The organism is Alphaproteobacteria bacterium (assembly GCA_019746225.1).
Classification (GTDB): domain Bacteria; phylum Pseudomonadota; class Alphaproteobacteria; order Paracaedibacterales; family VGCI01; genus VGCI01.
This window is the reverse complement of the sequence record JAIESE010000015.1, coordinates 57,913-79,146: the sequence shown is the minus strand read 5'-3', so window position 1 is coordinate 79,146 and position 21,234 is coordinate 57,913. Positions and strand designations below refer to the sequence as shown.

At 45.7% G+C, this 21,234-nt stretch carries 23 protein-coding genes; 9 read left to right on the top strand and 14 right to left on the bottom strand.

What is annotated here, in order from left to right; all coding sequences use genetic code 11:
* Positions 1 to 134 precede the first annotated feature (134 nt).
* Complete coding sequence (gene amrB, locus K2Y18_03200; protein MBX9804745.1) at positions 135 to 1,517, bottom strand: AmmeMemoRadiSam system protein B; 1,383 nt, start codon at positions 1,515 to 1,517, stop codon at positions 135 to 137.
* A 291-nt stretch (positions 1,518 to 1,808) separates the two neighbouring features.
* Here amrB and K2Y18_03195 point away from each other — a divergent pair, with 291 nt between their 5' ends.
* The gene (locus K2Y18_03195) at positions 1,809 to 2,978 is read left to right on the top strand and encodes a dicarboxylate/amino acid:cation symporter (protein MBX9804744.1); all 1,170 of its coding nucleotides are present in this window, start codon (positions 1,809 to 1,811) and stop codon (positions 2,976 to 2,978) included.
* A 172-nt stretch (positions 2,979 to 3,150) separates the two neighbouring features.
* Here the strand turns inward: K2Y18_03195 and K2Y18_03190 are convergent, their stop codons facing one another.
* Positions 3,151 to 3,585 carry a metallopeptidase family protein gene (locus tag K2Y18_03190; protein ID MBX9804743.1) on the bottom strand — a complete coding sequence of 145 codons (435 nt, stop codon included), beginning with the start codon at positions 3,583 to 3,585 and terminating at the stop codon, positions 3,151 to 3,153.
* 127 nt (positions 3,586 to 3,712) lie between these two features.
* On the opposite strand from K2Y18_03190, the gene K2Y18_03185 reads away from it, so the two are divergent.
* The 7 genes from K2Y18_03185 to K2Y18_03155 all read left to right on the top strand — a co-directional run bounded on the left by K2Y18_03185 (position 3,713) and on the right by K2Y18_03155 (position 9,347).
* Positions 3,713 to 4,192 (top strand): hypothetical protein, encoded by a 480-nt coding sequence (locus tag K2Y18_03185; GenBank protein ID MBX9804742.1) that lies wholly within the window; start codon positions 3,713 to 3,715, stop codon positions 4,190 to 4,192.
* Between the two features lie 138 nt (positions 4,193 to 4,330).
* On the top strand, positions 4,331 to 5,680 hold the full coding sequence (ffh, locus tag K2Y18_03180; GenBank protein MBX9804741.1) for a signal recognition particle protein: 1,350 nt from the start codon (positions 4,331 to 4,333) through the stop codon (positions 5,678 to 5,680).
* Positions 5,681 to 5,709: 29 nt separating this feature from the next.
* Positions 5,710 to 6,291, top strand: a complete 582-nt coding sequence (rpsP, locus tag K2Y18_03175) for a 30S ribosomal protein S16 (protein MBX9804740.1) — start codon at positions 5,710 to 5,712, stop codon at positions 6,289 to 6,291.
* Between the two features lie 37 nt (positions 6,292 to 6,328).
* Positions 6,329 to 6,889, top strand: coding sequence for a ribosome maturation factor RimM (gene rimM, locus K2Y18_03170; protein MBX9804739.1), 561 nt, complete (start codon positions 6,329 to 6,331; stop codon positions 6,887 to 6,889).
* Positions 6,886 to 7,641 (top strand): tRNA (guanosine(37)-N1)-methyltransferase TrmD, encoded by a 756-nt coding sequence (trmD, locus tag K2Y18_03165; protein MBX9804738.1) that lies wholly within the window; start codon positions 6,886 to 6,888, stop codon positions 7,639 to 7,641. Before rimM ends, trmD begins: the two co-directional genes overlap by 4 nt.
* Positions 7,641 to 8,108 (top strand): 50S ribosomal protein L19, encoded by a 468-nt coding sequence (gene rplS, locus K2Y18_03160; GenBank protein ID MBX9804737.1) that lies wholly within the window; start codon positions 7,641 to 7,643, stop codon positions 8,106 to 8,108. Before trmD ends, rplS begins: the two co-directional genes overlap by 1 nt.
* 285 nt (positions 8,109 to 8,393) lie before the next feature.
* A complete protein-coding gene (locus K2Y18_03155; protein MBX9804736.1) occupies positions 8,394 to 9,347 on the top strand; it encodes a GNAT family N-acetyltransferase in 954 nt (317 codons plus the stop codon).
* 25 nt (positions 9,348 to 9,372) lie between these two features.
* Here the strand turns inward: K2Y18_03155 and K2Y18_03150 are convergent, their stop codons facing one another.
* Complete coding sequence (locus K2Y18_03150) at positions 9,373 to 9,978, bottom strand: hypothetical protein (GenBank protein ID MBX9804735.1); 606 nt, start codon at positions 9,976 to 9,978, stop codon at positions 9,373 to 9,375.
* Positions 9,979 to 10,424: 446 nt separating this feature from the next.
* Here K2Y18_03150 and K2Y18_03145 point away from each other — a divergent pair, with 446 nt between their 5' ends.
* The gene (locus K2Y18_03145) at positions 10,425 to 11,609 is read left to right on the top strand and encodes a DUF4917 family protein (GenBank protein MBX9804734.1); all 1,185 of its coding nucleotides are present in this window, start codon (positions 10,425 to 10,427) and stop codon (positions 11,607 to 11,609) included.
* 42 nt (positions 11,610 to 11,651) lie between these two features.
* Here the strand turns inward: K2Y18_03145 and nuoK are convergent, their stop codons facing one another.
* The 11 genes from nuoK to K2Y18_03090 all read right to left on the bottom strand — a co-directional run bounded on the left by nuoK (position 11,652) and on the right by K2Y18_03090 (position 21,088).
* Positions 11,652 to 11,963 carry an NADH-quinone oxidoreductase subunit NuoK gene (gene nuoK, locus K2Y18_03140; GenBank protein MBX9804733.1) on the bottom strand — a complete coding sequence of 104 codons (312 nt, stop codon included), beginning with the start codon at positions 11,961 to 11,963 and terminating at the stop codon, positions 11,652 to 11,654.
* A gap of 15 nt (positions 11,964 to 11,978) precedes the next feature.
* Positions 11,979 to 12,596, bottom strand: a complete 618-nt coding sequence (locus K2Y18_03135) for an NADH-quinone oxidoreductase subunit J (protein MBX9804732.1) — start codon at positions 12,594 to 12,596, stop codon at positions 11,979 to 11,981.
* Between the two features lie 9 nt (positions 12,597 to 12,605).
* Positions 12,606 to 13,094 carry an NADH-quinone oxidoreductase subunit NuoI gene (gene nuoI, locus K2Y18_03130; protein MBX9804731.1) on the bottom strand — a complete coding sequence of 163 codons (489 nt, stop codon included), beginning with the start codon at positions 13,092 to 13,094 and terminating at the stop codon, positions 12,606 to 12,608.
* 10 nt (positions 13,095 to 13,104) lie between these two features.
* Positions 13,105 to 14,121, bottom strand: a complete 1,017-nt coding sequence (nuoH, locus tag K2Y18_03125; GenBank protein ID MBX9804730.1) for an NADH-quinone oxidoreductase subunit NuoH — start codon at positions 14,119 to 14,121, stop codon at positions 13,105 to 13,107.
* 1 nt (position 14,122) lies between these two features.
* Entirely contained in the window at positions 14,123 to 16,195 is a 2,073-nt protein-coding gene (gene nuoG / locus K2Y18_03120; GenBank protein MBX9804729.1) for an NADH-quinone oxidoreductase subunit NuoG, read from the bottom strand.
* A gap of 213 nt (positions 16,196 to 16,408) precedes the next feature.
* Positions 16,409 to 17,677 carry an NADH-quinone oxidoreductase subunit NuoF gene (gene nuoF / locus K2Y18_03115; GenBank protein MBX9804728.1) on the bottom strand — a complete coding sequence of 423 codons (1,269 nt, stop codon included), beginning with the start codon at positions 17,675 to 17,677 and terminating at the stop codon, positions 16,409 to 16,411.
* A complete protein-coding gene (nuoE, locus tag K2Y18_03110) occupies positions 17,678 to 18,289 on the bottom strand; it encodes an NADH-quinone oxidoreductase subunit NuoE (GenBank protein MBX9804727.1) in 612 nt (203 codons plus the stop codon).
* Complete coding sequence (locus K2Y18_03105; GenBank protein MBX9804726.1) at positions 18,286 to 19,449, bottom strand: NADH-quinone oxidoreductase subunit D; 1,164 nt, start codon at positions 19,447 to 19,449, stop codon at positions 18,286 to 18,288. Before K2Y18_03105 ends, nuoE begins: the two co-directional genes overlap by 4 nt.
* Positions 19,446 to 20,108: an NADH-quinone oxidoreductase subunit C gene (locus tag K2Y18_03100; protein MBX9804725.1), complete on the bottom strand. Its 663-nt coding sequence runs from the start codon at positions 20,106 to 20,108 to the stop codon at positions 19,446 to 19,448. Before K2Y18_03100 ends, K2Y18_03105 begins: the two co-directional genes overlap by 4 nt.
* 48 nt (positions 20,109 to 20,156) lie before the next feature.
* Entirely contained in the window at positions 20,157 to 20,720 is a 564-nt protein-coding gene (locus tag K2Y18_03095) for an NADH-quinone oxidoreductase subunit B (GenBank protein MBX9804724.1), read from the bottom strand.
* Positions 20,711 to 21,088 (bottom strand): NADH-quinone oxidoreductase subunit A, encoded by a 378-nt coding sequence (locus K2Y18_03090; protein MBX9804723.1) that lies wholly within the window; start codon positions 21,086 to 21,088, stop codon positions 20,711 to 20,713. Before K2Y18_03090 ends, K2Y18_03095 begins: the two co-directional genes overlap by 10 nt.
* Positions 21,089 to 21,234: the final 146 nt, after the last annotated feature.

The window sequence follows — 21,234 nt, the reverse complement described above, 5'->3', positions numbered from 1 at the left end:
TGTCTCCGAGTAAAAGAATATCCTGGACAATCTGCTTCATAGCTCGTTCCCCATTAAACGACATACAAATTGATTTTACAGTTTAGCTTATGAATCAATTTCTAAAAGTTTGGTTAAAATTGTCAACAAGGTATTTATTTTTTATGGTCAATAGTTTGGGTTGTAAATACTTGAATTCTCGTTTGGGGATTTTGCCAACAATTTCCGGGTAAGTCAGCCTTTTGGTGGCACAACTCGGATAAGAACTGCTCTTTCGTTGCAAATTCTTGAGCAACTTCAGGTAGGAAAACACCACTCTTTCTTCCTTGAGACACAATGACGCCGTGGGAGCCGAAGATGATTTCATTGGCGCTTCTTAAGTCAACAGGTGTATCTAGGACGGAAATTTCAATAGACAAGCCATCTAATTCTTGGAGACTCAAAGGGAGAAACCGGGAATCTTGTGTTGCAGCTTCGATGCTCATGTTTTGTACCGCTTTATAGAGAGGTTCCTCAGCCACATACCGCCCAATGCAGCCACGCAAGTTTCCTAAGCGGTCCCTTAAGGTGACAAAAACCGCCCGATTTTGTAATAATATCGGGTCCACAACCTGGAATGAAGGTATGGTTCTCTTGGAAAGGTAAGCAACCAAAGTATCTCGTGCAAAGTTAAGAAGCATGTCACCGTTTTCACGTGAGATCTTATCTGAAAGGGATATGAGAGAAGCATTGTAGCCTACGACGTTGCTTTTGTCCTGGATATGATTGCCACTGTTTTCATAATGAAGATTGGTAAATTCAAGGTGGCCATAGAGCTCACCCAATTCTAAAAGAGTCAATACAGCGGCCGCGCCGCACAACTCAATCTCTTTCTTTTGATAAGCTTGCCGGAAGTCGCTGGGAGATAGTTTTTGAAAGATGTTTTGGGTTTTCTGATCAATGACGCGAGCCGTTGGATCGGGGTGATAATGGCTCAAATCCGTTGAGGCAATCACATAGGCAGAACGACCCTGCAAGTGTTTGTACAAGGCTTGCGCAAGAGGTTTGGCGTAAGCCATATCACTTATTAAAATGGGGACAATCTTTGCCCCATTCGCAACAACTTGAATAAAGGGAATCTGAACCTCGAGGGAGTGCTCAAGTGTGTGGATTTGTGCGTCATAGAAAAAATCAGGAGATTCGCTTCGAATGCTCTTGGCGAGATTTTCATCGATGGCGATCTCTCCTAAAGGTGTACGCCAGGATCCTTGTGCCCATATGGAAACCCCAGGAAATTCATTTGCATGATAAGGACCAATGATGACAATAACCTCGACAGGGTGGTTTTTAAGAATAGAATAAGCATATGCAGCCGTTTGGCCGGAAAAATCATACCCAGCATGGGGCACAATCATCCCAATGATTTTGGCATCCCGGGGTTGCTTGGCCTCTGGAACGCTGGCTAGATACTGATCAATATCTTTCTTTAATGTTAAAGGAGAGGCGGGATAAAACTGCCCGGCGACAGCGGGGTATCTAAAATCAGCGTGAGAGGGCATACACCCTAAAAACAGAGCAACAATTACGAAAAAATGAGGGAGCATTTAACCTCCGGGTATTGTTTTTAAACGTTCTTACCTTCAGCATAAAGGAGAAATTGCGATAAAAAAATACAATTCGAAACCCCTTGATTCGCCCCCTTTTTCGGTTTATGCTAAAACTATGTTGGATTATAAACTCACTTGTATGTCCCATTCATGTACCGCTTAAGCGGTATATATCTTCTATTTAAAATACATAACTATTCCATTAATATTGATTATCTCAACATAAAGTAGAGAGACTATACCGTGATTAAAAGTTTACCCGTTCAACTCATCCTTGCCATCCTCGCCGCCTTTTTTTTAAGTGATATCTTCGGCTTAGATACAATTCGTTTCTTTTACACCTTGAGCTGTATCTTAAAAGAAATCCTGATGGCCGTTCTGCCTTTGGTTATCTTCAGCTATATTACGGCCGCCATCTTATCAATGGAGCAACGCGCCCCCTTGCTGATCTTGAGCATTCTGGCTCTTGCGACTCTCTCAAATGCCTTTACGGTTCTCGTATCCTATGGCATTGGGGTGAATCTTTTGCCGCTCCTTACCTTTGGAGGGGCCTCATCTTTAACTGAAATTCAAGAGTCGGTGGTTCCCTTCTACTTTCCTCATATACCGGAAATGTTGGCCCCAGATCATTCTTTGGTTCTCGGAATCGTGATTGGTATCATCTTTAGTTTTTACAAAGTTCCTGCGATCACAACCCTATCTCTTCAATTGCGTCATTACGTAACAGTATTTTTGCAAAGGGCTTTCATTCCGCTATTGCCGATCTATGTGTTTGGATTTATTTTGAAAATGGATTATGAAGATACCTTGATGATTCTGGCCAAAAACTCTGGACATATCTTTGGTCTCTTGTGGCTTGTTACGGTCATTTACATCCTTCTTTTGTATGTCGTTGCCAGTGGTTTCAAAATGCCCCGATTTTTTGAGATATTTAAAAACATGATTCCCGCAGGGATCACAGGTTTTTCTACCATGTCGAGTGCGGCCACTATGCCCGTTACCCTCGAGGCTACAGAAAAAAATACAGGGGATGAGCAATTTGCCGACCTAGTCATTCCAACGACCGTCAACATTCACCTGATTGGGGATGCCTTGGCGATTCCGATTATGGCTTTGGCGGTGCTCAGTCTTTCTGGATTGCCCCTGCCCAGCATCGAGAATTATTTGCTGTTCACCTTTTACTTCTGTTTGGCAAAGTTTTCAGTGGCCGGCATTCCTGGCGGAGGGATCTTTGTGATGCTGCCCATCATGCAGAAATATCTAGGTCTAACGCCTGAAATGTCGACCCTCATGACTACAATTTACATTGTTCAAGACCCCATCTTTACGGGTGCCAACGTCATGGGCAATGGCGCCTTCGCGCTCATCGTTCGCAAAATCACCCGGCGCGATAGGGCTTTGAAGAAGGCGTAACGGCTGCTCTTATACCTCTCCCCTTGTGGGAGAGGACCCCCCTGGCGTAAATTAGGTGGTGGGTGAGGGGGTAAAGAGTTGGTGATAAAGCAAACAAATCAAGTCATTGCAGCGTCGCATTCGCTCTTTGCAATGACAGAATTTTTGAAACTTCTCTCCTGATACCCCCAGCCTAATCGAACTTATGTTCAATCCATTCCATGTCAAAGTCGGAAAAGCCAAAGTGGTGGCCGATTTCGTGGATCATAACGTGATGAACAAGCTGAGGCAGCGTCTCATGATTATCACGAGCAAAGCGAATAAGGGGGCCTCGGAACAGATAAATAATGTCAGGGACGGATAATGTTTCGTTTGCACCTTTCAAGGGCAAAGGAATGCCTTGATAGAGCCCTAGAAGGTCGTACTTATCTGTTAATTTAAGGCCATCTAAAATATCTTGGTCGGCAAAGTTCTCAACCCGAATCAAAATATTGGTCGTATATTCTTGAAATCTGTGGGGGAGAAAGTTCATGGTACGGTAGGCTAATACGTATATTTCTGCCAAATCAGGCAGATCGGCATCTTCGAATCGTTGTAGAGGCGGTGTCTTTGTTTTCTTGCTTGTCATTCGGCTGCTCTTTCTCTGGTCTTGCAAAAATGCTTCATGCACGTATAAATTATACCAATAGAGTTATTTTACCCCTAAAGTGGTTAATAAATGGGTAAGTGCCGGTAAAAATATGGGGAAACTTGAGATGAGTTTTATAAAAAAGCTATGTTTGATTGCAATTATTGGAGGCCCTCTTGGAGGGTGTGCTGATGGTGCCATTGCGGGCGCCATAAAAATGGACGCAGCCAAGGTTTGGATTGAAAAGGTGAATTTTAAGGTCAGCAAAAAGGTTAATAGTAATGCGCCGGTTGATGTGCACATGATCATTATCTATGATGACGGCGTTATGGGCCAAGTTGCCGGAATGACGGCACAACAGTACTTTGCAGCCGAAGACCAGCTCAAAAAAGATCATGCAAATGATATAGATGTCATCGAGTGGGAGGCTGTGCCGGGGCAAGAGATGGATCCTGAAACCATCACAATGTCCAAAGCTTATGGAAAAGGAGCCTTCATATTTGCTCGGTATAGCACCACGGAAACCCATCGTGAAGGATTGGCAGACGAAGAGGAAATCATCATTCATTTAGATGAAAAGGATTTCTATATTACGAAAGTCCGATAATTTCCTCGGTTTTTGCTTGATTTTTCAGACAATAAGCTTGACGGCGGAAGAAGAGATCTATAAATAATGTGTAAAGCTTTTCTGGCTTCGGGATGGGAGGCTGTATGCTATTAATTATGAATTTGGTGCAAATCGGGTATGTTTGAAACACTTTCGGGGCGCTTGACGGGGATTCTGGACAGACTTCGTGGGCGAGGCGCTTTAACCGAAGCGGATGTTATTGCGGCTTTAAGAGAAGTTCGTATCGCCCTCCTTGAAGCGGATGTTGCGCTTCCTGTTGTAAAACAGTTTATTGATGAGGTCCGTGAAAAAGCGATTGGGCAGGATGTTATACAAAGTATAACACCAGGACAAATGGTGGTGAAAATTGTTCACGATCATTTGATTACCATGCTGGGAAGTGAAGTTGAGCCTTTGAATCTATCGGCTCCTTCTCCTTTGGCAATTCTCATGGTGGGGTTGCAAGGGTCGGGGAAAACCACTTCCACGGGTAAGATTGCCAAGTTCCTTGTGGAAAAGCACGGGAAGAAAGTGCTGATGGCATCCTTGGACGTGTATCGTCCGGCTGCTCAAGAACAACTTGCTTCTCTTGGTCGACAGCTTGATATAGAAACGCTACCGCTCGTTGAGAATGAAAAGCCTTTGGCGATTGCTCAAAGGGCAATGTCGACGGGTCGTTTGCAAGGTTTTGATGTCGTCTTGCTGGATAGTGCCGGGCGCTTACATATTGATGAAGCGTTGATGGCCGAAGTGGCGGCTATTAAAGCGCAGACAAAGCCGATAGAAACGCTTCTTGTGGCAGACGCGATGACCGGGCAAGATGCAGTTACGATTGCAAAGGCCTTTCAGGACCAAGTCGGCGTCACGGGGATTGTCCTGACCCGTGTTGACGGGGATGCCAGAGGGGGTGCAGCGCTCTCGATGCGCGCCGTCGCCAATTGCCCCATTAAATTGTTGGGTGTGGGCGAAAAGCTGGATCAGTTGGAAGTATTCCAGCCTGAACGGATCGCTGGACGTATTTTAGATATGGGCGACGTTGTCAGCTTGGTTGAGCGGGCGACGGAAGTCATTAGTGCTGATGATGCACAAAAAATGGCCGAAAAGCTTCAAAAGGGTGTTTTCGACTTAAATGATATGGCAACCCAGCTGGAGCAAATGTTAAAGATGGGTGGCTTGAGTACGTTAATGGGATTTTTGCCAGGAATAGGCAAAATTAAGGATAAGATTGCTGACGCAGGCATGGATGATGGTGTTATACGCCAACAACTCGCAGTTGTACGGTCTATGACCCGCCAAGAACGGCGAGATTATCGGTTACTGAATGCGTCACGTAAAAGACGTATCGCTGCAGGATCTGGAACAACAGTTGTCGATGTGAATAAGTTGATAAAACAGTTCCAGCAAATGCAGCATATGATGAAGCAAATGGGCAAAATGGGAAAAAAAGGATTAATGCGTCAGGGCCTGAAGGGGCTTTTCGGCCATTAGAGAATTAAGAAAGAACTAGGGAGAAAGAAATGGCATTAAAAATTCGTCTTGCACGCGGTGGGGCAAAAAAACGTCCTTTTTACCGGATTGTGGTCGCAGAAGCAAGCAGCCCACGGGATGGTCGCTTTGTTGAAAAGCTAGGGACTTACAACCCACTGTTGCCGCATGATCACGCGGAACGTATTGTTTTAAATGTGGAGCGGATCAAGCATTGGTTATCTGTTGGTGCACAACCGACAGATCGTGTGCAGCTATTTTTAGGAAATGCTGGGTTGGTTGAGAAGAAAGCCCGTACAGATGATCCGAAGAAATCAGCGCCAAAGAAGCGTGCTCAAGAACGTTTGAAAGCAGAACAAGAAGCTTTGAATGCTCCGAAGCCAGAACCAGTTGTTGAGGCTCCAGCAGCTCCTGCGGTTGAAGAAGCTCCGGCTCCTGTAGTGGAAGCTCCAGCGGAAGAAGCTCCGGTCATGAGTGAACCTGAAGCGCCAGCTTCTCCTGAGGAAGTGCCTGCTGCTGTTGAGGAAGAACAAGCTCCAACGCCAGAAGAAGTGCCTGCTCCGGTTGAAGAAACTCCCCCACCTGAGGAAGAAAAAGCTTCACCAGCTGAGTAAGGATTGCTTCTTGCGATCGCCAGATTAAGGTAACCTCATGATTTTATTGGCTGTTATTGCCACGGCTCATGGTATTCGGGGAGCTGTAAAGGTCAAAACTTTTACACAAAACCCCGAAAATATTTTTACTTACGGGGCCTTGAAAGATGAGAAGGGCCGTACCTATCAGCTCAAGCTGGTAAGGCTTCTTTCTTCGGACAGCTTGATCGCCTCTGTTGAAGGCATTGTTGATAGGAATCAAGCTGAGGCTTTACGGGGTACGAAACTTTATATTGAGCGGCTACAACTCCCTGATCTTGTTGAAGAAGAGTTCTATCATAGCGATTTAATTGGCTTAAAGGTTCTAGATTTAGAGGGCCAAGATGTTGGATACGTCCAGGCCATTGGGAATTACGGCGCAGGCGACTATATTGAGATCCTTGACGAGAGCCACCATCTTTTCACCATTCCTTTTACCCGTGAGGCGGTGCCCATAGTTCGATTACCTAAGGGTGACGAGGAAGGTGGCCTTCAGGTTGACCGGCGGTTTTTGTTGGATTCGACCTTAAAAAATACAGACGAAAGCCCTGATCAAGAGGAACCTGGTGATAAAAAATGACGACGGCAACATCTTTAACGACAAAAGCTTGGAAAGCTACCGTTTTGACGTTATTTCCAGAGATGTTTCCCGGCCCCTTGGGACATTCTCTTTCTGGAAAGGCTTTAGAAGAGGGGCTGTGGTCATTGGATCCAGTCCAGATTCGGGACTTTGCAACTGACAAACACCACTCAGTTGACGATACGTGTTTTGGGGGTGGGGCAGGGATGATTTTGCGTCCGAATGTTGTGGATGCCGCTCTTGAGCATGTCATGTCTCGTGAGCCGTCTCATGGCAAGCGCACCCTCATATTTTTGACACCCAGAGGAAAGCCCTTGGATCAGGCAACGGTTCGTCGTTATGCATCCTCTCCGGGGGTTGTTCTCTTATGTGGACGCTATGAGGGCATTGATAACCGCGTCATAGAACATTGGCAAGAGAAAGCCGGCTTAGAAGAGGTCAGTATCGGGGATTATGTCCTCTCAGGGGGAGAAATGGCTGCCTTGACGTTACTTGATGCTTGTATTCGTTTGCTATCCGGTGTTATTGGTAAGGAAGAATCTTCTACCAATGAAAGTTTTGAGCTAGGATTATTAGAGTATCCGCAGTATACTCGACCACAAGTTTGGGAAAGTATGAGCGTCCCGGAAGTGCTGCTTTCAGGCGATCATAAGAAAATTGCTGCTTGGCGTAACCAAGAAGCTTTACGAATAACGCAGATACGACGGCCCGATTTATGGGTACGATATCTGGAACAAATGGAGAAAAAATGATGAATCTTTTACAACAAATTAATAACGAACAGGTCCAAAAATTAGTGCAAGGCAAGGAAATTCCTGACTTTCGCGCTGGGGACACTGTTCGTGTCCATGTGAAGGTGGTCGAAGGGGAACGCACACGTATCCAGCCTTATGAAGGGGTTGTGATTGGTCGTAAGCTTCGGGGCTTAAATTCATCTTTGCGGGTTCGCAAAATCTCCAATGGAGAAGGTGTTGAGCGCGTATTTCCTTTATATTCTCCCAATATTCGTATCGAAGTGATTCGTCATGGTGATGTGCGTCGGGCAAAATTATATTATTTGCGTGACCGTACGGGTAAGAGTGCGCGTATCGCGGAACGTTCCCGTCATAAATTGCAGGCTAAAGGCCTTATAGAGGCTGTTGCCATTAAGGAAGCGCCTGCTCCTGCCCCTGAGCCAGAAATTGTTCCAGAAGTGAGCGCTCCAGAAGCAGCGGAATAGGGTTTTTGTCCCTTTTCACGGAGAGGGAAGTGAGATTATCGAGTGCATTTTACCTCTCCCCTTGTGGGAGAGGTCGACACGGAGCATAAAGCTCCGTGGCGGGTGAGGGGTTTGATTCACCCAAATATGTACTTCAAACAAGAAACACCCTTAACTTTGCAATATACCCCTCACCCGCCTCTTCGCGAGGCTCATCGGCGACCTCTCCCACAAGGGGAGAGGTAAAAATACAAACCTTCTAAAGAAATATAAGCGTTACTCCTACTAATCAGGACCCGTCATCCCATGCTGAAAGCACCCCGTAAATCCAGCCCCTCAGATCCAGCCGTCATCGTCGTCCCCTATAATCCCCAGTGGCCCGAAATCTTTGCCAAGGAAGCGAAAAGAATTGCTGAAGCTTTGGGGGATAACTGCGTCACCATTCATCACATCGGTTCCACATCTATCCCGGGCATCTCGGCCAAGCCCATCATAGACATGGTTCCTGTGGTGAAGGACATTCTCAAAGTTAATGCAGCGGCCTTAGTAGAGTTGGGTTACGAGGGACGCGGGGAGTTGGGGATGTTGTTCCGTCGGTACTTTAGCAATCGGGCTTGTCATCTTCATATTTGGGAAGAGGGCAACCCAGAGATTGATAAGCATCTGATCTTTCGCGACTATTTAATCAAAAACCCGGATGCTTTGAATGCTTACGAAGCTTTAAAATTATCTCTGGCTGAGTCGTTTCGAGATGATCGCGCCTCCTACACTCTGTCCAAAGATGATCTTGTCAAAGAAATCCTTCATAAAGCCGGATTTAATGGGATTACGATGGTGCAGGCGCTTACGGATCGAGAGTGGGATTTTGTCAAACGTATACGCCAGACATGCTTCTTTGATCGACTCGATATCCAAGATCCTTACACCTGGACGTTTGAGAATGATCAGCATTTCCACATTGTCCTCATGAAGGGGTGTGAGCTTATTGGTTATGCGCATCTTCAATTTTGGCCAGACAACCGGGCGGCTTTAAGAATTATCGCGATTGAGGAAGCTTACCGGAATCAGGGCATTGGCAAAGGATTATTAAAGAGCCTTGAGCGCTGGTTGACTCATCAAGGAATCCTTAGCCTCCACGTTCAGTCTTCTAAGCAAGCTTATCCGTTTTATAAAGCTTCTGGGTTCACTGAAATGCCTTTTAGTGATCCCGACGCTCACGAAAGCGACCCTCGAGATACGGATATGGGGAAGGTGTTGTGAGAGGTTGATGAATTCTAACAGATACTTATTTTCTAATAATGCGGTTATGCAGAGAGCTAATTAGGCTGTTTGCAATGTGTCTGGATTCTTTTACTTCTGATATCAATTCAGGAATTAACTTGCTAGTTAAATTAATGTATTCTTTTCTTTTGTCTTCTATAGGTATAAGAGCTGCTTTTTTTATATCCTCTTCCTTCCATGTTGGATGTTCTATTTTAACACGATTAAGGTTGTCAGATAATATATTTTCAATATCCTGTTTCTTTTTTTGCATAAATTCTAATTTACGAAAAAGGAGTTCACTTTTCACGTAGTATTGAAAAACTTTGTCTCGTAGGTCCTTGTCATCGAAAATAACCATCCATTCTTTATTCTTTTGGTAAAATTGTCGTGACTCCTGTAGAGTGAAAATTGTTGCTAACCAAATAGTGTTTGTCTTATCAAAATCTTCTATAAGTTTATCGTAGAGAATTATGGAATTTTGTAAGTCATCACGTAAAGCAGTAAGTGCTAGATTCTGAATGTTCTCATTTCTTCTGCTTTCACGGTTCCAATCTACAAACCAACCTGCGCCAGCAGCAAGGAAGCCTCCTAGTATAGTAGCAATTATTTGAGTCCATATAGATTTCATAATAATCCTTACAAACATACGATCAATGATACTGTTTGTATAATATAATATTGGTTGTTAATATGGACTTAATGAAATATCCTGAATTCTTATCGGATGGATCGCTACCCACCAATAGCGAAAATGATTCCAGTGACAACATAAGAGATATTCAATGGGGATAATGTATTGAGAACAATCCCTCACTTAAGATACATTGTATAGAAAAGATATGTCTCTCTCCGTCATTGCGAGGAGCAAGGCGACGAAGCAATCCAGGGGCCAAGGACAAGCTTTATAAGCAGTTTATGAAACGAAGAAGGCTTCCAGATCTACTTTGTCGCCCCTGGATTGCTTCGCTTCGCTCGCAATGACGGTGAGTGGGTTGCTTTGGTCTTTCTTAAACTGTTCTTAATTATATTCTTATATCCTGAAAGAATAGTATATTGAAATAATGAAGACTTATTATGATTGAATTGAGTAAGAAAAATCCAATTGATAAATTTTTAAAAAATGAAGGTAAAAACGTAAAGACTCTACTGTTGGGTAATGGCTTTTGTTTGGATCATCCAGTCCTTGGGAAGCGCTTTAAATTTACTTCTGAAGATATATTTTCGTTGATAGGTAAAATCGGGCTCTATTTAGGCAAGAATGAGGTAGAGCGATTACGAAGAATAACATGCCCAGAAAAATTTCTAAATATATTTAGGTGGGCAATTTCTAAGGAGGTTATTCTTCATTATGCAGAAGCTGTAATGAAGGGAATTGAAGAGTTTGATAAAAAGAATGCGAAAGAAGAAAATAGCTGGAAGAAATATGGTAATATACATAAAAATTTCGATGCATCTCAAACCCTCAGCAAATTCGACAAGATATTTACAGTTAATTATGATCCTTTAATGTATTTTTCCTTAATAGATTTAATTAGGTTGCAAGAAGATAATAAGAAGCAATTTAAGAGATTAGTAGTAGACGGGTTTCGTGGTCATATAAAAATAACAAAATCTGAACAAATTAAGCGAATGGAAAAATATGAAGGAATCAAAGTTTATTATCTTCATGGAGCAAATTTTATAATGTATGATAATAGCTGTAAAACTTTATATAAGTTAAATCCAGATGAAATTATCCCTGAAAAAATTCTTTATGAAAAAGATAGTGAATCAAATGATTTGCCAGACATAATCTTTGAAAGCAGGTGGTATATAAAAAAGGCACACTTTGAAGGATGTGAATATCTGAACTACTGCACAAAGCAACTGATACAGTCAGAAGGTGATCTTCTAATCTTTGGAATGTCGTTAGAGAATGATGCGCATATCATCGATATTCTTTTAAAATATGCTGAACATCATAGGACAAATAAAAGAAAAATCTTTATAACATACATGGAAGATAAGGATAAGGATGATATGCGCTCTAACAGCCATACCCCCAGAAAAAAGATTCGCTCTATAGCTGAAAGGGATCTGGCAGAATATTATGAAAATATTGAAGTTGAAAGGCGAATAAGTTTAGAAAACAGATTGAATTTGTTGGAAAATATGATTGAGGAACTTCAAATTTCTAGAAAAAGCGATAAAGAAGATGTGACTGGAATCTTTTGGAAGAAAAACGGAATCATTAAGAAGCTAAAAAGTAAACTAAAGTAGATTAAGTAATCTATCCTGTCGTTCCACTACAATTCTCTCCCCTCACCCCTTCATCATGCTCATATCGTCGATTTTGATGGTGGAACGATTGCGGAAATAGACGACGAGGATGGCAAGGCCGATGGCGGACTCAGCGGCGGCGACCGTGAGGATAAACAAAGAAAAGACTTGCCCCACTAAATCTTTTAAAAACCAGGAAAAAGCCACAAAATTGATGTTGACGGCCAGAAGAATGAGCTCAATGGACATCAATACAATGATGATGTTGCGCCGATTTAAAAATACGCCAAACACGCCTAAGGTAAAGACGATGGACGAGACGACCAGGTAGTGAGTAAGGGTCAATTCAAGCATGTTTGTTTTCCTTCATTAATCCATCTCTCCAACGCCTTGTCCGGAGGCGACCTTCACCATTTCAAGGGAATTCTTCGGTGAGCGTTTGAGTTGATCTTGGTAATTTTGATGAAGCGCGGAGGTGCGTCGTCGAAGGGTCAAAACAATGGCGCCAATCATGGCAACCAGAAGAATGACCCCAGAGAGTTGGAAGATATAAACATAATCTGTATAGAGGATCGGCCCCAGGGCATGGGCATTTGTTGTGGTGTCCAGAATCGGCTGTGTTCCCTCTTTTTGGGCCTTGGGGTGAGACATCCACAAAACACCGACAGTAATTAACTCACCGGCCAAAATGAGCCCCACAAGAGATCCAATCAACCCATATCTGGCAAGGCCTTGAGAAAGATCGCGGAAGTTGATATCGAGCATCATCACAACAAACAAGAAGAGGACAGCAACAGCGCCAACATACACGATGATCATAATCATGGCGAGGAGCTCTGCTCCTGCAAGCAAAAACAATCCAGCCGCATTTAAGAATGCAAGGATTAAGAACAGGACGCAGTGAACCGGATTTCGCCCTGCAACGACCATGGCAGAAGCCCCAATGAGGGTGCCAGAGAACAAGTAAAAGAGCAGGGTCTGAATCATGGTTCTATCCTATTTATATTTCGCATCTGCTTTGAGATTTTGCGCAATTTCTTGTTCCCATCGATCCCCGTTGGAGAGGAGTTTTTCCTTGTCATAGTATAACTCTTCACGGGTGAATGTTGAGAACTCAAAATTTGGGCCTTCAACAATAGCATCGACAGGACAGGATTCTTGGCACAGGCCACAATAGATGCATTTGATCATATCAATATCATAACGGGTGGTTCGACGGCTACCGTCGGCGCGCTCTTCCGCTTCGATCGTGATGGCTTGGGCAGGGCACACTGCTTCACATAATTTACAAGCAATACACCGTTCCTCCCCGTTTGGATAGCGACGTAAAGCATGTTCTCCGCGGAAACGAGCGCTTAAGCGTCCCTTTTCATAAGGATAATTGAGGGTAACTTTACGCTTAAAGATATATTGGAAACTTTTGCCAAGGCCGATGATCATCTCAACCAAAGCCCAAGTTCGGAACCAGTTTATGAATGATGGCATTTTTTGACTCCTACGGTTCATTTGGGACCCAACCCATCAAGATTAAGACACCTGCGGTCAAGACCACCCACACAAGAGAAAATGGCAGAAACACTTTCCAACCGAGGCGCATTAACTGATCATAGCGATATCGGGGGACGGTTGCACGTACCCAGAGAAAGACGAACAGGAAGAAGCAAATCTTTAAAACAAACCAAACAATGCCGGGAATCCAGGTGAACGGCGCAATCGCGAAAGGGGGTAACCACCCCCCGAAGAAAAGAATGGTGGTCATGGCGCTTAACAAAATCATGTTTGCGTATTCGCCTAAAAAGAACAGGGCAAATGCCAGAGAGGAATATTCCACATGGTACCCAGCGACAAGCTCTGCTTCAGCTTCTGGTAAGTCAAAAGGGGTGCGATTGGTTTCGGCGAGAATTGAGATGAAAAACACAATGAGCATGGGGAAGAGGGGAATGGCAAACCACATGTTTTGTTGCGCCTGAACAATCTTTGTCAAGTTCAAGGATCCGGCACATAACAACACGGAAATAATCACCAAACCCATGGAGACTTCGTAGGAAATCATTTGGGCGGCAGATCGAAGGGCCCCCAAAAAAGCGTATTTGGAGTTGCTCGACCAACCGGCAATAATGATGCCGTAGACGCCAAGAGATGAAATAGCAAATAAATAGAGAACACCTACATTGATGTCGGCCAAGGCCAGCCCAAGATCAAGCGGAATGACGGCCCAGGCGGCCAGGCTCAGGCTGAAGGTCAAGACAGGCGCAAGGATGAACAGAAAAGGGTTGGAAGCCAGCGGAATGATGGTTTCTTTATGAAGCAGCTTGATGCCATCTGCAATGGGTTGGAGAAGGCCAAACGGACCGACGCGATTGGGGCCACGCCGCAGCTGCATGGCGGCAATGACCTTTCGCTCCGCCAAGGTCAAATAGGCAATCCCCAATATTAAGGGAACGACAAGCAAGAGAATCTTTCCACAAATGATGGCGGTTGTTACGGTGTATCCCCAAAGCAATGTACTCATATCACCCATGACGCACCTCACGAGATTGTTCTAAGGATTGTGTGCATTGGGCCATGGTTACAGAATGGCGACTGATCGGATCCGTTCTGTAGAAATTGGGTATAGGAAGGTGAAACGCCAATTGGCTTAAGGTTTCAGGTGTTCCTTGAGGGAGCATTTGCCACGGGGCTGGAATGATATCGTTCACCGCCTCAAAAATTGGATTCACAGCACGCAATCGAATGCGAACATCTTCAAGGGTATTGTAGGATAGAGGCTGGCCCAGTGCTGCGGACAGCGCTCGAAGGATGCGCCAGTCTTCTTTGGCATTTCCAGGAGGTTGGACGGCTTGAAGGGTGTGTTGGGGCCGCCCTTCCGTATTTACATAAGTCGCACTTTTTTCTGTATAGGCGGATCCGGGCAGGATTACATCCGCCCGATGGGCACCGGCATCTCCGTGATGTCCTTGATAGATGACGAAGGTGTCACCCAATTCTGTTGTGGAAATTTCGTCTGCCCCAAGAAGATAAAGGGCTTTCAGCTCTCCACTGTGAGCGGCAGCCAGAATTCCCTGGGTATCAAGTCCGCCTTTCTGGGGAATAAATCCAAGATCAAGGCCCCCGACACGGGCAGCTGCTGTGTGAAGGGCATTGAACCCGTTCCAATCGGATTGAATGAAGACATATTTTTCTGCAATCTTCTGGCACATGGTCAAGATTTCCAGGCTATCTCGCCGATTCATCGCTGCTTGTCCTAAGATCAGCATAGGCCGTTTTGCTGCCTTTAATTTGGCACAAAATGGACTCTTTCCCTCTAAAATTTCCTTGATGCTCTTGGCATTCTCGCCCAAGTGGTCATACGGGTAGGATAAGTCGCTGCCCGGACCAACGAGGGCTATTTCTAACGGATTCACGGATCCCCTTCTTAGATAGTTTTTGCGAATGCGGGCATTCACGAGCGGCGCTTCATATCGAGGATTGGTTGCGATGAGGAGGATAAGGTCGGCCTCTTCGATGCCGGCAATGGTGGTGTTGAAAAGATAAGTACTCCGATTGCTTGCATCCCAATGGGTGCCATCTTGTCGACAATCCAAGTGGGGGCTTTTCAAATTTGTCATGAGATCCTTTAAGGCAATTATGGATTCACAATCCGCTTGGTCACCAACGAGTGCCGCAATTTCTTTTCCGCTAAGGCCTTTCAGTTTCTTTTGAATGTGGGCTAGAGCCTCATCCCAAGAAGCAGGGACAAGTTTCCCTTTTTGACGAATATAAGGCTGATCAAGGCGCTGTTGTTTCAACCCATCACATGCAAATCGGGTTTTGTCAGATATCCATTCCTCGTTAATCTCTTCATTGAGGCGTGGTAGAATGCGCAAAACCTCGCGTCCCCGGCTATCAACGCGAATGTTACTTCCCACAGCATCGAGGACGTCGATGGTTTCGGTCTTCGTCAATTCCCAAGGGCGGCCATGAAAAGCGTATGGTTTGCTTGTGAGGGCGCCGACAGGGCAGATATCGATCATGTTGCCAGAAAGCTCAGATGTAATGGCTTTGCCTAAATAACTCGTGATTTCCATGTCTTCTCCGCGGCCACAGGCACCCATTTCAGGAGATCCTGCAATTTCATTGGCAAAGCGCACACATCGGGTGCAATGAATGCACCGGGTCATGATGGTTTTGATTAACGGCCCCATAGGTTTATCTGTGACGGCACGTTTGTTTAACGAGAAGCGACTCTTGCTTCGGGAATAGTTTCTGGTAATATCTTGAAGGTCACATTCCCCTCCCTGATCACAAATCGGACAGTCCAGGGGATGGTTGATGAGGAGAAATTCCAAGACGCCTTCCCGGGCGGCTTTAACGACGGGGGTATTCGTCTTGATAACCATGCCATCCGTTGCGGGCATGGAACAGCTTGCGATCGGCTTTTTCGATGTGCCCGTTTGGACCAAGCACATGCGGCAGTTGCCAGCGATGGAAAGTTTCGGGTGATAACAAAAAACAGGAATTTCAATGCCAAGCTGCTCACACGCTTGCAAGACGGTTGAGCCGCTTTCAACCTCAACTTGAATGTCATTAATGGTTAGTTTGGGCATGGTCGTGTTCCTAGGTCTTGGTATGGTGGACAGGGCTGCTGTACCTCTCCCCTTGTGGGAGAGGGGGGTATGTGTGAGTAAGAACCAAGTTTCAGGAAGAGATCTTCTGCTTGATGAGAGATACCCCTCACCCGCCACAGCGCTTTTCTTGTGGCGACCTCTCCCACAAGGGGAGAGGTAAAACAGCCGTGGTAGTCTTCCAAACTCAGCATCCTATACACTCCCCCCCCGTATTCGATCTTCCATTTCCTCCCGAAAATGACGAATGAGGCCTTGGACGGGCCAAGCAGCGGCATCTCCCAGAGCACAAATTGTATGATTTTCGACTTGACCTGCCACTTCATCGAGTAAGTCAATATCTTCTATTTGGCCCCGGCCTTCAGCGATGCGTTCCAACATACGCCACATCCATCCCGTTCCTTCACGGCAAGGGGTGCATTGTCCACAACTTTCATGCATGTAAAAGCGGGACAGATTGGCGATGGCTTTGATAACATCCGTCGATTGATCCATCACAATCACTGCCGCTGTTCCCAAACCACATTGCACGTCGCACAAACTATCAAAGTCCATTAGAACCGTATCACAGATTCTTTTGGGTAATAACGAGACAGAAGATCCGCCTGGAATAATGGCCTTCAAATTCTTCCAACCGCCACGTACGCCTCCCGCATGGGTTTCGATCAGCTCTTTAAGCGGCATACCCATCTCTTCTTCCACATTGCAGGGTTTGTTGACATGACCAGATATGCAGAAAATCTTTGTGCCCGTATTGTTGGGGCGACCAAGGTTTGCAAACCATGCACTTCCACGGCGTAAAATCGTGGGGACAACAGCAATGGTTTCAACGTTGTTGACGATGGTTGGGCAGCCATAAAGTCCCATGTTCGTGGGATAAGGCGGTTTCAGACGCGGCATGCCTTTGCGACCTTCAAGACTCTCAAGAAGTGCAGACTCTTCGCCGCAAATGTACGCACCAGCACCCCGATGGAGATATAAGTCAAAGTCCCAGCCGGATTTGGCGGCGTTCTTTCCCAAAAGACCTGCAGCATAAGCTTCATCGATTGCTTGTTGGAGAATGTTGGCCTCGGCGATATATTCGCCGCGGATGTAGATGTAAGCAACTTTGGCCCCTATGGCATAGGAGCTTAGAAAGGCTCCTTCGATAAGCTTATGAGGATCATAGCGCAAGATGTCCCGGTCTTTACAAGTGCCGGGTTCACTTTCATCTGCATTAATGATCAGATATGAGGGACGACCATCGCTTACCTTTGGCATGAAAGACCATTTTTTACCCGTTGAGAATCCGGCTCCTCCGCGACCCCGAAGACCAGATTTTTCAATTTCTTGAATCATCCATTCAGGTCCCTTTGTAAAAAGACCTTTCGTATTATCCCAATCACCCCGTGCCTTAGCGGCCTTTAAATAAGGGGACTCGATGCCGGATAGGTTCGTGAAGATGCGGTCTTGATCACGCAACATCTACAGGTCTCCTTCTTCATCTTCGACGAGGGGCTTCTTCGCTTTGGTGCTGGATACTTTCCCCGTTGGAGGGGACTTGCCTGTCGCTATATTTTGTAAGATGTTCTTCATGGATTCTGGCGTTAAATCTTCATAATAATCATCATTTATTTGGGCCATGGGGGCATTGATACAAGCCCCGAGGCATTCGACTTCTGTTAAACTGAATTTACCATCTGGAGTAACTTCACCCGGTTTTATACCAAGGTGAGTCTCACAAATGGACTTGATGGCGTCACTGCCCCGTAACCAACAGGGGGTGGTGCGACACAGTTGGATGTGATGTTTACCAACAGGTTTTAAATTAAACATCGTATAAAAGGTTGCGACTTCTTGAGCACGGATAACAGGCATTTTCAAGAGCGTCGCGATGGTTTCAATAGCAGGTTGGGGAAGCCATCCACCGCATTGTCGTTGTGCCAAATCCATGAGGGGCAGAATGGCGCTGGCTTGCCGCCCGACAGGGTATTTCTTCAAAATGGCTTCGATTTTCTCTTGATTTTCGGGGGTGAAAACAAAGAAATCATGGCCTTCAATTGGGTAAGTTGGGGGTGTCCCTTTGCTTCCTGTCATCGGTCAATTTCTCCAAAGACGATATCCAAAGAGCCAATAATGGCAACCACATCCGAAAGCATATGGCCACGGGATAAAAAGTCTGTTGCTTGAAGGAACGCATAGGATGGCGCGCGTATTTTGCACCGATAGGGGCGGTTGGTACCATCGGAAATCAAGTACACACCAAACTCCCCCTTGGGGGCTTCCACTGCCGCATAAACTTCGCCCTCGGGGACATGAAGTCCTTCAGTATAGTATTTGAAGTGATTGATCATAGCTTCCATGGAGGTCTTCATTTCGGCCCGACGTGGGGGGGCAATTTTACAGTCATCGGTCATTACCGGGCCTTCGGGCATTTTATCCAAGCACTGACGGATGATTTTAAGGCTTTCGCGCATCTCGGCCATTCGGACTAAATATCGGTCATAACAATCCCCGTGTTTGCCGATGGGAATATCAAAGTCCAACTGATCATAAACTTCATAGGGTTGAGATTTGCGCAAATCCCAGGGGAGACCACTTGCGCGCAGCATCGGGCCCGTAAAGCCCCAGTTCAAAGCATCTTCAGCGGCAATTCTGCCAATATCGACAGTGCGAATCTTGAAAATCCGATTCTCTGTCAGGAGGGTCTCAATATCGTCAATCAATTTTGGAAAGCGTCTGACAAAGGCCTCGATATCTTCTAGAAGCCCCTCAGGCAAATCCTGGTGAACACCCCCTGGGCGCACGTAAGCCGCGTGAAGGCGGGCCCCACTAACCCGTTCATAAAACTCCATGATATTTTCGCGTTCCTCAAAGGCCCACAAAAAGGGCGTGATCGCACCAACATCCATGGCAAAGGTCGCAATGTTCAACAGGTGATTGGTAATGCGGGTGAGTTCTGAGTAAAGGACACGGATGTACTGGGCTCGCAAAGGGGGAATAACGCCCAAAAGTCGCTCAATGCCTAAAACAAAAGCGTGTTCCTGGTTCATGGGAGATACATAGTCAAGACGGTCAAAGTAAGGAATCGCCTGAAGATAAGTTTTGTGCTCGATAAGCTTTTCCGTTCCCCGGTGAAGGAAGCCGATATGGGGATCTGCGCGCTCCACAACTTCTCCATCCAAATCAAGGATCAGACGCAAGACACCGTGAGCAGCTGGATGTTGTGGGCCGAAGTTAAGGGTATGCTTACTCATTTAGACTCCCCCTGTTCGAGGAGCTGAGAAGAGGATGGGGTGGGAGATTCAGAAGGTTTGGATTTCTCCTCCATTATCCCCTCCCAGGGGCTTAAAAAATCAAAAGTTCGGTAGTCTTGAGGCAAACTGACGGGTTCATAGACCACGCGCTTGACCTCATCGTCGTATCGTACCTCATAAAATCCGGTTAAAGGAAAGTCCTTTCGCAAAGGATGGCCTTCAAAATTATAGTCTGTTAGAAGACGGCGCAAATCTGGATGATCGGAGAAAGGAATGCCCATCATGTCCCAGACTTCACGCTCATACCAATTGGCACAGGGGTAAATCCCTGTGACGGAAGAAATTGGTGTAACGCCATCCGTGGCAATTTTGATGCGTACTCGATGGTTGTTGGTCACGCTTAAGAGATGGTAAACAACGTCAAAACGTTGAGGGCGGTCGGGATAATCAACGGAACAGATGTCGATCAGTTGCTTAAAATGACATTTTGAATTGTCCCGCAAAATTGTCAGCACTCTTAAGATCGATCCTGCATAGACGGTGAGGGTGAGCTCCCCATGGGCGTGATTCTTTTGAATAAGATCTGGCCCTAACTGATCTTCAATTGTAGCAGCTAAAGCTTCGAGGGGTTTAGCTGAGATGGAGTTGCGTGCATTCATTTTTTAACTAATATCGCCCTTATTTCTGATATACTCTTAATTTATCCCTTAACGGGACATGTGTGAACCCCGTTTAATCTTTTCTTGCAACAGCATGATGCCATATAAAAGCGCTTCCGCTGTTGGGGGGCAGCCGGGAACATACACATCCACCGGAACAATGCGGTCACACCCCCGAACCACGGAATAAGAGTAGTGGTAGTATCCGCCGCCATTGGCGCAGCTACCCATGGAAATCACCCAACGGGGTTCCGCCATTTGGTCGTAGACTTTGCGCAAAGCAGGGGCCATTTTGTTGCATAACGTCCCGGCAACAATAATCACATCCGACTGTCGGGGGCTGGGGCGGAAGAGAAGGCCGAGTTGGTCAAGATCATAGCGACTTGCGGCCGTGTGCATCATTTCGACGGCACAACAGGCAAGGCCAAAGGTCATGGGCCATAAAGATCCGCTCTGCGCCCAAGTGGCCAAGTTGTCCAGCTTTGTGACAATAAATCCCTTGTCATTCAGGGTTTGGGTCACCGCGCTGAACAGCTGCTTTTCATCCTGAAGTTCGGGGGGCAACGAATCTCGAAGGCTCAAAGGATCAGCAGTTGGTATGTTTATTCCCATTCCAAAGCCCCTTTCTTCCATTCATAGATAAATCCAATGGTTAGGGTGCCTAAGAAAAAGATCATAGACCAAAAGCCAAACATCCCGATTTTTCCTAAAGATATGGCCCAAGGGAAGAGGAAGGCGATTTCCAAATCAAAGATGATAAACAAGATGGCAATAAGGTAGAACCGAACATCAAATCGATGGCGTGTATCGTCGAAAGCATTGAAGCCACATTCGTAGGGGGAGTTTTTCTCCGGATCCGGACGGCGCGTGGAGCGTAATTGGTTGAGAATGAGGAGAAATACGGAAAGACCGATGGCGAGCACGAAAAAAATCATGATAGGCAGATAATTTTCAAGATAAGACGTGAGGGGCTCAGCCATTTTTCTCTCTTTTATGGGGTCGTTCTTGAACAAACTTTAGCACGAGACGATTTTTTATGCACGGGGGGAAATGGAATTGATTGGGGGTGTTGTGACGTATGAAGATTCGATAAGTAAAAATAATGTTGTATATATAAGGCAATATG

Bases quoted from the DNA above. Each gene is read 5' to 3' on its own strand.
- rplS (MBX9804737.1), top strand. From the start codon at position 7,641: ATGAATCTTTTACAACAAATTAATAACGAACAGGTCCAAAAATTAGTG.
- amrB (MBX9804745.1), bottom strand. From the start codon at position 1,517: ATGCCCTCTCACGCTGATTTTAGATACCCCGCTGTCGCCGGGCAGTTT.
- nuoI (MBX9804731.1), bottom strand. From the start codon at position 13,094: ATGCCATCATTCATAAACTGGTTCCGAACTTGGGCTTTGGTTGAGATG.
- K2Y18_03185 (MBX9804742.1), top strand. From the start codon at position 3,713: ATGAGTTTTATAAAAAAGCTATGTTTGATTGCAATTATTGGAGGCCCT.
- trmD (MBX9804738.1), top strand. From the start codon at position 6,886: ATGACGACGGCAACATCTTTAACGACAAAAGCTTGGAAAGCTACCGTT.
- ffh (MBX9804741.1), top strand. From the start codon at position 4,331: ATGTTTGAAACACTTTCGGGGCGCTTGACGGGGATTCTGGACAGACTT.
- nuoH (MBX9804730.1), bottom strand. From the start codon at position 14,121: ATGAGTACATTGCTTTGGGGATACACCGTAACAACCGCCATCATTTGT.
- K2Y18_03105 (MBX9804726.1), bottom strand. From the start codon at position 19,449: ATGAGTAAGCATACCCTTAACTTCGGCCCACAACATCCAGCTGCTCAC.
- rpsP (MBX9804740.1), top strand. From the start codon at position 5,710: ATGGCATTAAAAATTCGTCTTGCACGCGGTGGGGCAAAAAAACGTCCT.
- K2Y18_03135 (MBX9804732.1), bottom strand. From the start codon at position 12,596: ATGATTCAGACCCTGCTCTTTTACTTGTTCTCTGGCACCCTCATTGGG.
- K2Y18_03100 (MBX9804725.1), bottom strand. From the start codon at position 20,108: ATGAATGCACGCAACTCCATCTCAGCTAAACCCCTCGAAGCTTTAGCT.
- nuoF (MBX9804728.1), bottom strand. From the start codon at position 17,677: ATGTTGCGTGATCAAGACCGCATCTTCACGAACCTATCCGGCATCGAG.
- K2Y18_03145 (MBX9804734.1), top strand. From the start codon at position 10,425: ATGATTGAATTGAGTAAGAAAAATCCAATTGATAAATTTTTAAAAAAT.
- nuoK (MBX9804733.1), bottom strand. From the start codon at position 11,963: ATGCTTGAATTGACCCTTACTCACTACCTGGTCGTCTCGTCCATCGTC.
- rimM (MBX9804739.1), top strand. From the start codon at position 6,329: ATGATTTTATTGGCTGTTATTGCCACGGCTCATGGTATTCGGGGAGCT.
- K2Y18_03155 (MBX9804736.1), top strand. From the start codon at position 8,394: ATGCTGAAAGCACCCCGTAAATCCAGCCCCTCAGATCCAGCCGTCATC.
- K2Y18_03095 (MBX9804724.1), bottom strand. From the start codon at position 20,720: ATGGGAATAAACATACCAACTGCTGATCCTTTGAGCCTTCGAGATTCG.
- K2Y18_03150 (MBX9804735.1), bottom strand. From the start codon at position 9,978: ATGAAATCTATATGGACTCAAATAATTGCTACTATACTAGGAGGCTTC.
- nuoG (MBX9804729.1), bottom strand. From the start codon at position 16,195: ATGCCCAAACTAACCATTAATGACATTCAAGTTGAGGTTGAAAGCGGC.
- nuoE (MBX9804727.1), bottom strand. From the start codon at position 18,289: ATGACAGGAAGCAAAGGGACACCCCCAACTTACCCAATTGAAGGCCAT.
- K2Y18_03190 (MBX9804743.1), bottom strand. From the start codon at position 3,585: ATGACAAGCAAGAAAACAAAGACACCGCCTCTACAACGATTCGAAGAT.
- K2Y18_03090 (MBX9804723.1), bottom strand. From the start codon at position 21,088: ATGGCTGAGCCCCTCACGTCTTATCTTGAAAATTATCTGCCTATCATG.